Genomic DNA, 12,118 nt, shown 5'->3' with positions numbered 1-12,118 from the left:
GGAGGTGGGACAGCGCAAGTTAGTCTTTACATGCCTTGCTTCTGATGGGATGAAGCACATGGACTGACCGAGGTCCGTATAGGGCCGGTTACGTATCCTTTCTGCATACCAGACGTCTGAGCCCGCAGTGAAGAAAGTCGACCGACATTGTCTATGCGCGTTAGCAGATGCTCACCAACCGTAGCTCCCTCTCAGCCACGTACCTGAACGAGAGGTGACACATAAATAACAACTTCGGGTGTACCTTGGGCACGGGCCTTCCATAGGATTTGCCGTTGGCGGAGAACGAGCAGGCCCCGGATGGCTCGACCTGCACCACAGCCAAGCCTCGAGCGTCACTTACGGCACCGTCTTTTCCCTCCCGGGGACCCCACCTCAACCGTACGGGCACGGGGAGGTCGCGGAAGGAGTCGGATGCTGGGCGGGGATAGCTAGCTTGGGGTTCCGTACAGGATCGATGAGTGTGTGATTACAACGGAGCTGACCTTGTGACGGGGAAATCCAACGTCCCGGGTGCTTACAGGATGCCGCATTCGACGTTCGGACTTACCAGCCCGGACTCGCGAAGTTTGGCAAGTAGGTTATCCGCGATGAGCCGATGCCCCGACGCCGTTGGATGCTGGCCGTCATTGTCTGCCAGATCCTCCTTCTTGCGCACCCAGGTAGAGGAATCTACATAGGTCACCCCAGCCTCCTTCGCAGCGGCCGCGAGAATGTCCCTATTGTTGGTGATCTTAGTCGGCAGGGGGTCGACAGCCCAGAACGGACCCATAATGACGATCTTGGCTTCAGGCAGCTGCGACTTATAAGTCGCAATAGTCTCTAGTGTCCTGGTCCTGACATATTCAGGCTGCCACTCGGTGTAGGCAGCATCGTTGAATGCCGTGGCGAAGATGATGATGTCTGGCTTCTTCTTGGTCACTGCCTCAACGCGCTCTGAGAAGTCGAATGGCTGCTGGTGTTGTCCAGGCTGCGCGAAACCGGACCCTCCGACTGCGGACACGAAGGGCTGATAGTTGATGCAGGCAGCTGCGCGCCGGTGCCAATAGTCCGGTTTGTCCAACGAGAATGAATCGCCGAGCACGGCCATAACTTTCATCGGCTGGGGCGAAGGTTTCGCTTTTGACTGCGCAAGATAGTCGGCAACCTGTGCAGACACCGGAGGCTGCGATTGGATCGCGACTGAGGTTGAGTAGAACGGAATTGAGGCGGCCCCCACGGCAAGAGCAGCTCCAAGACTAAAGGCGGCCAGCTTGAGGCGGCGGCGAGTGAGGCGGCTAAGGGCCACGATTCCCCCAAGAATTTATCGTCAGGTCACGCGGTAGTACGCAAACCGCATCCAGCATAAGCGGCGTGAAGTCAAAAAGTTGCATCGCAATTGGCGGGGTAAGGTCCTCTCAGGAAGAGTCCCGGCTATTCTAAATGGCTGACAGGTAGGACCGTGACCCAACACCGCAGGCACCGTCTCGGGGTTCGTTGCCTTATGTTGCAAGAAGGTAGATGAATTCTAGCGACCTTCCCCAATTGCAATACTTTGTCCCTCTCCAGGGTGCAAGCTCCTCCACCAGCTGACGCGACAGAACCAGAGAAGGGTCAACTACGCTCCGAGGGCGTGGCCTACGGCGACGTTCACCATCGTCGCCGTTGTGGTTAGAAGAACCGGAAGACTGATGTGAGCTTCACTTGGGCCAGTTCTACTTCGGCTTACGTCTATAGGCCAAGTGGTTTACGGTCCCCTCAAGGTGTCAACGTGACTGATGGCGGGAGGCCAGTGGTGCTGCAACCAGACTACTTGGCAGCGGCACGCCCGTTTGGGCAACATAAGTTTGGGCGTGCCACCCTGATCATCATAATTCTGCTTTCCATTTGTGCCTCTTGTTTATGAATCACCTTGAACTGTCGAGTACTCTCTTCGGGAGGCGGCCTCTTCCGAGGAAAGCGGTGAATGCGTATGCCGTGCGAATATTATTGGACGTTCGCGATTATTGATTCAGTTAAACATCCGGTGACTGGCTAGCCGCAGTACAAGGTGTTTCCGGACCGGACCGGACCGGGGCGGGGTACGTGGTGCCGTCGGACGCTCGAAGGCGCGGGGCAAGACGTATCGTAGGTCCTTATCCAGAAAGCTGACGTGCACCGTTTTCCATATCGCGATGACTTGGTGTTTCTGTCACAATGCCGCACTCCCGAGTTGGATGCACCTCAGGGGGCTTTAGGTCAAGGTACCAGGTAGCCGGCTTGCTTGCTCGAGGGCTCTCGCCCGAGCTGGATTGTAAGTTTGCCCTTACAAACACAGACAAGCCCTTACAAACACAGACAAGGTCATTCGTGACGAACGACTGATGGGTCGAGAAGCGACCCTCTGCGAAGACCAGCGGTCCCTATATGTCAATTGAGACTAACAGGTCCAGACCTGTCAGCTGCCTGCAGAATTCTCGATGGACGAGCCATCATTCTGGCTATATTACGAGTGGGAGAGCAGTGCGATGCTGGGCCGCACCTTATAAGACTAGTGGCTCAAGTGCCGAAGTCGGCAAGGTCTGCGCGCACCGCTAAGTCCCGAATGAGGGGTGTTCATGAGGATCGTAATAGGGCCCAGACACTCGTCGCTACTGCTGCAACAGCTAGTAGCACTATGGGGACGAACTGTTTAAAATTTGGAGGTAACCGTAGGCGTAATGCTGGCATATGCATTTCAATATGCCACCTGCCTCTTCGCCAATGCCGCCCCATAGTCTCTATGAATACCACAAGCTTCGTTTGTTGGTACAACCAAGACAATAAATGAGGGTGGATGCCAGCTTGTGTTCAGCTGGCATCCACCCTCAAAGACTTAAAGCTCGAATTATGCAGAAGCCTCGGTGCCTTTTGCCCGGCGACGAGCAACGACAACAGATGCGGTGCCGGCGGCCAGCGCGCCTGCTCCCACAAGGGACCACAGGATCAGGCTTGAGTCAGCACCGGTGTTGGCGAGTGGGACGCCGCCGGTGTTAGCCAAGTCCGTACCCGTGCCGGCGGCAGAGTTTCCACCAGCGTTCGATAGGGCAGCGCCGCCGACGACTACAGTGACGGGACCAACGGTCACTCCGGAGGAGTTGCCGGTTGCCGTCAAGGTATAGGCACCAGGTTCATTAATGACGATCGGAGTGGAGAATGCACCGTTTCCATCAGCCGTTGCGCTCAATGTGGATGGTGCCAGCGGTATGCGACTCGAAACGGCAAGGCTGCCAGCAGAAACGCTGCCGGCGCTTGCCGCAGGAGTACCCGTAGGAGTCACGGTGATTGTAATGCCTTCTCCTGGGATGAAGCCTGTTCCGCTAAAAACAAAAGCTTCACCCGGTGCAACGGAGGCATCGGATACAGCGACGCTGGTGTTGGGTGCCGGATAGTTGGCATTGTTAGCTACGGCCGGTACTGCGCCGAGAAGTGCGATGGATCCTGCAAGCGTAAGTGCTGCGAGAGATTTCCTCATGTGTGTCCCCCCTGAGACCTAATGTGGTTACGACGTGGTGGTTGGAGATTTCCGAGACCCTACGTGAACGTAAGCGAAATCTCAGTGTGCTGCCCACTTAGAACTTACCATTCAAAGTGCACTGACAGCAAAGAAATTCCAGACCCGTTACAAAGGATTCATGAGTTCCTCTGTCCTATTCACATGAAGACTTGCTCGTGGCTTGGATCACATCACTTGCTGGCTGGGTTGTGGGTGTGACTACGATTTCCGGCGTTGAGTGCTGAACGATGTGGCCAAAGTTGAACTCTAAAGAAGTGCTTTCGCCGGGAGCGAGGCGGATCGTGGACGTTCCTACTGCTCGGTTGCTGTGGCTCTGAGCGGCGAATGCCACCTTCTCTCCATCTTTGACAACAGTGTCAATATTCGATTGAGCAGGACCGTAGACAACAATATTTGTCTGCACGGAACCTGGCGGTACACCATAGGCTCCAGCTCCTGTGACGTACTTAGGCAGAGACGTCGGGGCGTCAACTGGGGCAGTATTGGTGCTCGTGACCTTCACTGTGACTTCTCTGTATCCATCACGAGTGCAGTCTTTGACTACTTTTACGGAGCGCTTTACCCAGTAGTCCATTTTCGCGCCTGTTCCGTCGTTGAAGTAGATGCCGAACTGGGCCGGTGCTACGGCTGCGCCAGCGATCCTTCCGCCCAGTGGGTACCGGTCTAATGTCGTCTGCTCTTCGGGAGCGCTGGACCAAAGAAGTATGCGCCGTTCCTCGACGCCTTTTGCGAGTGAAGTAAGGAGTTTTTTGGGATCGGCTTTCCCTGACGACAAAGCACCAAAAACTTCTTTTGCGGCGCCCGCAAAGTAGACGTCCTGGAGCTTCGGTTCTTCGATCGCTTTGTACGCATCCGACAGGAGTGTTTGGACTACGTTCCCGCCAGTCAGTGCGGTCGGCAAGCCCGCTCCAGCCTGCTGAACCAGAGGGTCCGAAATATTAACGGGACCGGTGACTTCAAGTATGAAGCTAAGCGCAACGGGATCAAGGGAGAGTACACCATCTACCTGTTCGCCGGTTCGCTCCTCCCACATGGCTTGGGCAGTGGCCGCGCTTGTGGCGAAGTCAGGAGTGAGGTTCACGTCCTGCATGAAGCGTCCTATGCGTGGCGAGTATATTGCCTGCTGCTCTGCATCAACGGGTAGGGGCGGAACGAAACTCCCTAGGGCTGTTGCGCTGGTTTGGGAGGCCAAGTTCATGGAGCCCTTATCGATGACGAGGACGGCCAACGCGCCGGGGATACCACCTGTCGCTCTCGACTCCGCATTATTCTGCATGAGAAGCAGATATCGTCGTGGAGTGTCGGCACCCATCATCGCGGGTGCGATTCTTGCCGCGTCGGCTGCAATGTCGAGTTGATCACCTAGGCCCGAAAGCTCCGTTCGTGCTTCCACCAGGGCACTTGAGATGGAGGGTAGCAGGCCTTGCGTGTCAATTTGATTTAAGCGATTAGACGACTCGCGAACTGCGTGAGCAGCTGCATCGACTTGTGGAGCCGCATCTTTGAGTGGTTCAAGATCCATACCAGAGGGGGATGGTGCCAGCGTTGCCCAGTTGAGGGAGTGAAAGGCGTTCACCAAAGGAACTGCCCCGAGGCGAGCTACATCATCCGCGGACCGTGCAACTTCAGTGGCCGTCTGCACGTTGGGGCCGAGCCACGGCACTGCTGTGGCTGCAGTCCATACGGGGTCATCAGCAGCATCCCGGGCTGCCCCAGTGTGTCGGATTAGGTCTTCAACAGTTTGGGTTGCCCCTTCCGCATCGTTTGCGGCTATCTGAGCCTTTAGGTTTGGCACTAGGCGCGTGGCACTCTGCAGTTCCGAGTTAATGGTCGCTGCTATTGAGCTCATCCATGCTGCTGCTCCGAGCAGAACAATAGCTGCTGCTGCAGTGAAGACGCTGATGATTTTAATGCGCTTCCGCAGGATGCGCGTGGAGCGAACTGGAGTAGTGCCAGATCTCGATGACATTGCTGCTATAGCCTCATTCAGTTTTCTTGATCGGTCAGGGAGCGCGCCGCTCTCAGAACGCTCAGTAGGCGCCGCTGCTTTGAAACACCGCCCTTACCGTGCGGAGAATTATGACTAGATCGCCGGCCAGAGACCAGTTTTCCACATAGTAAAGGTCGAGCCGTACAGAATCCTGCCAAGAGAGGTTGGAACGGCCGCTAACTTGCCAAAGACCAGTGAGTCCTGGTTTTACCAAAAGCCTTCGCCGAACGTCGTGCTCATACTCAGCGACTTCGCGAGGCAGTGGTGGACGCGGTCCCACGAGGCTCATCGAGCCGGCGAGTATGTTGAATAACTGCGGAAGTTCGTCCAAGCTGTACTTCCGGAGGATACCCCCAATACGCGTGATTCGGGGGTCATCTTTGATCTTGAATAGAAGGCCCTTACCTTCGTTCCGGTGTTCAAGTTCTGAGAGTCGGGCTTCGGCATCAACGACCATGGACCGGAATTTCAGCATTTGAAAATGCTTTCCCTCCTTGCCAACTCGATCCTGCCTGAAGAGGATCGGCCCTTTGCTTCCAACCTTCACTAAACCGGCGATTAGCAACATCAGAGGAAGGGTGCAGATGATCAATAAGCCGGAGACCAGGACATCAAACAAACGCTTTGCAACGCGTTGCCCACCTTCGAGGGTCGGTGTGGTCACGTGAATAAGCGGCAACCCAGCAACTTGCTGTGTATGGATACGGGGCCCTGCGATATCAGTCAAGGCCGGAGCCATAATCAACCCCACGTTACGTGCGGCGAGCTCCCAGCCAAGGTGCCTAATTGTCTGTGGGTGTAACTGCACACCAGCGGAGACAGCAACCGCATCGGCTTGGCATTCATCGATGGCTTCTAGGACGGCCCGTGTGTCCGTTCCACTTCCCAATATGGGCAGCCCGGAGTTGGGTTCGATACGTGGCTGATCTCGCGCGCCTGGCGTGAAGGCCGCAACGGGAAGGTAGCCGGCGTGCTTGGCACTGTGAAGCGACTTGGCTAGGTGCGCAACGGCACTCGGTCCGCCCAGAAGGAGTAGCCTTGACATGCTGCTGCCCTTTTGTCGAGCAACGCTAAGGTGCTGCCGAAGCAGCCATCGGGCGAGAAGGAGTCCTAGCAGGCCAACTGGCAAAGCGATGCCAACATAACCACGTGCGGTCTCGATGCGAAAGACGTACGAGAAAATTGCAATCAGTCCGAATAGCCAGAGCGAGGCGGCAGCAACCCTCTTGTATTCATCTGGCCCGGCGCCGAGGATCCGACTCTGGCGAGTGTTCCAAGCGCCCAGCATGAGCCACCAGGCGATGGCCAACGCTACTGATAGCCAGACGTAGTTCGGCTCCTGTGACGTCACCAGAAAGTTCGGTTCGAGACCAAAACGAATGACATAGGCACCTGAAACAGCCCAGACTATGACGAAAGCATCGGCAAACCTGAGAAGACGCGATGATCGTGGTCGCCAATCAGATTCGGTCCCCAATGTGTAATCCCCAAGTGTAGGCATGTGTTCGTGTAGGAAGAACCCCGTCGTAAGGATACATGGGCCTACGCAAGCATTCGCAATGCTGCATTGTCACGAGCCGGGTGCCTTCGATTACGAAGAGTCTTCCAGAGAGCGCGCTGCGACCTCCGCTGGCGTGAGACCAGGGTGACCACGCATATTCCTTTCAGTGTTCTGTTGCAGCCGTGTCTGTTTCGGCGGAGACCGAAGATAGTTTGCGGACGTACCCGCCTAATTGAGTCTTAGGTCATAATGCGAAACAAGGGCAGCAAATTCGGTTTGTAGCGGCGGCATCCAGACCGCGGATCCTCTAGCCCTCATTCACTACGCGTAGGCGAAGAGGCCGGGTGGTGAATGCTGGTATTGCCGACCGATGATCACAAATCAGCGATTACTAGGAGTATCCAAGCGGATTCAAGCTCTGCCAACGCCAGTGGTCTTCGCACATCTGCGAGAGGTTCTTACCAGCAGACCATCCGAGATCGGCTAGGGCTGCTGAGGCGTCGGCGTAGCTGATTGCCACATCACCCGGTCTTCTGGCCGCAAACTCATAGGGAATTGAGCGGCCGGACGCCAGTCTGAAAGCTTCAATGACATCTAGAACTGACGATCCGCGCCCAGTTCCCAGATTCCAGCGGTACACGCCATTTGCTGGTGCGATAAAGTTCAAGGCGGCCAGATGGCCGGAAGCCAGATCCATTACGTGTATGTAGTCCCTGACTCCGGTCCCGTCATGGGTAGGGTAATCATTGCCGAACACTGTGACTTTTTTTCTTCGTCCGATCGCGACTTGTGAAACAAAAGGTAGAAGATTGTTCGGAGTGCCTCGAGGGTCTTCGCCAATCAGGCCAGACTCATGCGCTCCGACGGGGTTGAAGTAGCGGAGCAGGGCAATGGCCCATTCAGGTTTGGCTGCACCCAGGTCCGTTAGGATGTCCTCAATCTGCTCCTTGGTTCTACCGTACGGGTTGGTTGCGTCAAGGGGTGCCTTTTCGACGTGCGGAACATGCTCCGAATCGCCATAAACGGTGGCCGAAGAACTGAAGACCAGCTTCTTTACTCCAGCTCTTTCCATGCTTTCAAGCAAGTTGAGCGTGCCGACAACGTTATTTCTATAGTAACTGAGCGGATTTTCGACCGACTCCCCAACGGCCTTCAGACCGGCAAAGTGAATGACTGCCTCAAATTCTCCTTGAGCCAGCACCTGGTCAAGGGCAGCGGCGTCCAGTATGTCTATTCGACGCAGATCGATACGTTTGGCTGCGAGTTCTTCTACTCGGAGCAATGATTCGGGGCTGGAGTTCCGCAGGTTATCTAGAACGACAACTTCGTGGCCATCATTGAGAAGGCAAAGGACGGTGTGTGAACCGATATATCCGGCGCCTCCGGTGACCAAGACTTTCATATGGCTGAGTGTACTGTTACTGCTGGGTCGAGAACCAAAATCAGTGACGGAACGGTGCACTGTTCTGCGTACTGCAGCTCCTCTCAGTTCGTAGTGATACGGCTAGTTCTGGCGTTTCGGACACTCGGAACCTTTGATCACGCCCGTTACACTTGAGAAAACACAATCGTGCGCCACCGTCCTATGCAGCGGCGGGCTTCAGGTGTGCAGAGAAATAGGGGACGCGGTTTGGATCTTCACGAGTACATACGCATATTGCGTCGCAACTGGATGATCATCATCTCCGTCGGGTTGGTAGGTCTACTTGTAGGAGGGGGCGCATCACTACTCTCGAAGCCTACCTATACCGCCGAGACGCAGCTTTTTGTGGCAATCCAGAGTTCCGGCTCTGTACAAGAACTGCAGCAAGGCAATACCTTCATTCAAGCAAGGGTGCAATCGTACGTCCGGACTGTTCAGTCTCCGAAGGTCCTGCAGCCTGCCATCGATGTATTGGGTTTGTCCATGGCGCCAGAGCAACTAGCTCCGCGAGTCAAGGCTACGGCGGACCCGAACACGGTTTTGATTACAATCTCTGTGACTGACAACTCAGCCGTGCAGGCTGCAGCGATCGCCCAAGCGGTAGCTGACAGTTTGATCACGACGGTTGCCTGGCTTGAGAAACCTCAAACGGGAGGTAATTCACCCGTCAATCTCTCGGTCATTGCTCCTGCAAAGGCACCTTCCGCTCCCTCTGCACCAAACGTGCGTATGAACTTGCTTCTTGGACTGTCTTCGGGGCTGCTCTTGGGGTTGGCGATCGCCATCGTTCGTGCAAAGACGGACAACCGCATTCGTGGAGAGGCTGATCTCAGGGCTCTTACTAGCACGGCCTTGCTTGGCGGTATTTCTTTTGATCAGGACGCTGTCAAGAAGCCTCTCCTAACACAGGCCCCTCTCCAAAGCCGGAGGGCAGAAACGTTCAGGCAGCTGCGTACGAATCTGCAGTTTGCCAACGTTGCTGGCCACGCAAGAACTGTAATGGTGACCTCATCCCTCCCCGGTGAAGGTAAGAGCACGACGGCAACCAATCTAGCCATCGCAATGGCCCAGGCAGGTCATAGCGTTTGCATTGTCGACGCTGACCTGCGGAGACCGATGGTCAGTGAGTATCTTGGACTTGATCGCAATGCAGGTTTGACCACTGCACTTTTGGGCGCAGCGGATTTGAATGACTTGCTGCAACCCTGGGGCGAGGAAAATCTATATGTGCTGGCTTCAGGACAGATCCCACCGAATCCAAGCGAACTCTTGGGATCCGCGGACATGAAGCAGCTCTTGAATCGTCTTTCCGGCACTTTCGACACCGTCATCATTGATACGCCGCCGGTACTTCCCGTGACCGACGCGACTGTGCTTGCTCAACATGTAGACGGTGTAATAGTTGTCGTCGGTGCTCACTCCACCAAGCGCCACGACCTTGAGCGTTCCCTTGGGGCGCTCGAGCTCGTTGACACGAAAATACTTGGTATCGTTCTGAACCAATTGCCGTCTAAGGGCGCGGATGCTTACTCCTACTCCTACGAACGTCGCGAATCTCCACGTGACGGTCGAAGCGGCCGAGACGCGCCCATCAGCAAGAGACGTTATAAATCTGGAGACTCGGACGGTGCGTCACCAGAGATTCGGAACTTCGGGCCGGTTGATACGACCAAACGTTCATCACAGAACGCTCCAGCCGACCGGCTTCAGCCACCCACGAAATTTCCAAAGTCTCGGCTCCCACAATGAATTTCCAAAGTATCCCTGGCTAAGCCCCCGACGGCGAGCAAACGGCGTCAATGTCGCGCTTGAATGTCCAGTTTAGGACAGAGGGAACGTAGTCGATCTCGTAGCGACTCGTGGACGATGAAAGGCCCTGATGACCAGGAACTCAAGCTTGCTAGGGCGTTCGATGGCTCAACCACAGACGACTATCGCCTACATTCCAGTGAAGCCGGATTTTTTGGCGCAGGCTGTTGGGGTTGTGTCCGTAGCCGTCTCCTTCGCCTACGCTGTTGGGTTCAACACCTTGGTTGCGATGCGGCCGGCTTTGTCTGGCTTAGTGGCTCTCTGTGTCGTTGCCTCCCTGCTGCTCGGCAGCCTGCTGTGTCCTAGAAAGATGACCTCAGTTCTCTTGCTGCTAGGTTTTATGCTGTTTATGGGGCTATCCATGAGTTGGGTAGGTATACCGCAGAACATGGATGCATTGACCAGATATTGCATCTCGCTGGCCGCATTGTTTGTGCTTATTCGCCTACCCTTGGGCGACATAAGGAGGCTTCTGTCGTGCGCAGCAGCCATTATTCTGATGTATGCCTCTGTTGTGGCAATTACTGCGCCCGGAGTGACAGTCGCTGGCGTGGTAAGAGCAGGAGCCTTTGTCGGCGGCGAAGAAGGATTCCATTCGTCCGCGATTGTCATCAGCGCTCTCGCGATAGTCATTTGGACGTCCCCTTGGCGGTGGCCAGTCAAGCTAGTATTTATTTGCACGGCTTTCGCCTTGCTGCTAGCTTACGGTGGTGCCACCGAGATGTTGATGCTTGGGGTTTTTGCAATTTTTTGGGTGGCAAATAGAAGACAATGGCCCCGCTGGCTAATTGTGGCGTTATGTTCGCTTATGGTCTTAGGCTCGGTACTTTATAGAGATGAGAACTCAGTTGAGGGTGGCACTGTGGGGCAACTGGGCGCAGGCGCACTGGGATCGGGGCGGCTTGATGCTTGGAATGAGCGGCTGCATATCTTCCTCAATGAGAGCTTTATCTTCCAGTTATTCGGCGGTGGCGCCTACTCTGATTACCGCGTGACACCCCTTTGGTGGTGGGAAGAAAAGTCCGCACACTCCGATCTGGTGACATTGATCATGGAGTTTGGTCTCGTGGGGCTTCTTTTCTTCGTCATATGCATAATCGCCACGAGGCGCATGTTGTCACCTGTGGGGTCGATGGCGCTAACGGCTGCGCTGGCGGGAATGGTCCTTAGCAACACTCTGCTCGACCGTCCTGGGCTCGCAGTTTTTTGGGGTATGGCCATTTACTCGGCCAATCTTGCCGGTCACGGCCGCGCTCAAAAGGCCAGTGGGACTGTTGAAACGGCGGCTCTTCCCCGAGCGGTATAGCGGACTCGCAGCCCGTCGCGCGCCTTGGAGCAAGCTCTTAGCCTTCGGCAGAAGCGAATTGATGTGCCTACCGCATCGACTGGCGGCAGCCCATCACACAGTAGGGGTGAGTCAAAGATTTGACTCACCTATGAACCGGAAGTAGTTGACGGTGCAGGCTAGTCCGACAGGTAGATTTCAACGCCGTGACGTCGACAGCCCCCCCCGCGGGCCAGGTTCGAGTGCGCCGGTGATGGCGGTATCAGCTCGATGGACAGGCCTATAGTGCCCTAGCGGCTATTCCTAGGCGTACATAATGTGGTTAGCGTCAGCCCCTCATACTGAGGGGATTGGAGCGCGCTGCTGCTCGCTGCGCTCCTCAGTCAATCATGACTACCTGCAAGGCCGAAAGTATGTATCTGGGGGGCAGCTCGGTTCTTAGTTTGATTAGGCCTGCAGGCAGAGGCATGAGCATCTGCCCAAGCCCTTCAAGACTTACGCCGAGTCAGCGGCGTCGGTGGACACCAAGGATCTTGTCAATCAACTCGGAACTCTCTTCGGTTGGGACGATGCGACTGGAGTGAATGACCCTTCAA

Annotated in this window: 7 protein-coding genes; 2 read left to right on the top strand and 5 right to left on the bottom strand. The window is 55.6% G+C overall.

Annotation, left to right across the window (positions count from 1 at the left end; genetic code table 11):
* Positions 1-517 precede the first annotated feature (517 nt).
* The 5 genes from ABI796_RS14945 to galE form a co-directional block, all read right to left on the bottom strand.
* On the bottom strand, positions 518-1,288 hold the full coding sequence (locus ABI796_RS14945; protein WP_141281408.1) for an SGNH/GDSL hydrolase family protein: 771 nt from the start codon (positions 1,286-1,288) through the stop codon (positions 518-520).
* A 1,557-nt stretch (positions 1,289-2,845) separates the two neighbouring features.
* Positions 2,846-3,472, bottom strand: a complete 627-nt coding sequence (locus ABI796_RS14940) for an LPXTG cell wall anchor domain-containing protein (protein WP_141281410.1) — start codon at positions 3,470-3,472, stop codon at positions 2,846-2,848.
* A 175-nt stretch (positions 3,473-3,647) separates the two neighbouring features.
* Positions 3,648-4,907, bottom strand: a complete 1,260-nt coding sequence (locus tag ABI796_RS14935; protein ID WP_246095668.1) for a DUF4012 domain-containing protein — start codon at positions 4,905-4,907, stop codon at positions 3,648-3,650.
* 637 nt (positions 4,908-5,544) lie between these two features.
* Positions 5,545-7,005, bottom strand: coding sequence for a sugar transferase (locus ABI796_RS14930; protein WP_141281414.1), 1,461 nt, complete (start codon positions 7,003-7,005; stop codon positions 5,545-5,547).
* 391 nt (positions 7,006-7,396) lie between these two features.
* The gene (gene galE / locus ABI796_RS14925) at positions 7,397-8,407 is read right to left on the bottom strand and encodes a UDP-glucose 4-epimerase GalE (RefSeq protein WP_141281416.1); all 1,011 of its coding nucleotides are present in this window, start codon (positions 8,405-8,407) and stop codon (positions 7,397-7,399) included.
* Positions 8,408-8,590: 183 nt separating this feature from the next.
* Here galE and ABI796_RS14920 point away from each other — a divergent pair, with 183 nt between their 5' ends.
* Entirely contained in the window at positions 8,591-10,177 is a 1,587-nt protein-coding gene (locus tag ABI796_RS14920; protein WP_409347503.1) for a polysaccharide biosynthesis tyrosine autokinase, read from the top strand.
* A 130-nt stretch (positions 10,178-10,307) separates the two neighbouring features.
* Positions 10,308-11,543: an O-antigen ligase gene (locus tag ABI796_RS14915; protein ID WP_141281420.1), complete on the top strand. Its 1,236-nt coding sequence runs from the start codon at positions 10,308-10,310 to the stop codon at positions 11,541-11,543.
* Positions 11,544-12,118: the final 575 nt, after the last annotated feature.

It is taken from the genome of Paenarthrobacter aurescens (assembly GCF_041549525.1).
Lineage (GTDB): Bacteria > Actinomycetota > Actinomycetes > Actinomycetales > Micrococcaceae > Arthrobacter > Arthrobacter aurescens.
This window is presented reverse-complemented; position numbering and strand designations above follow the sequence as displayed.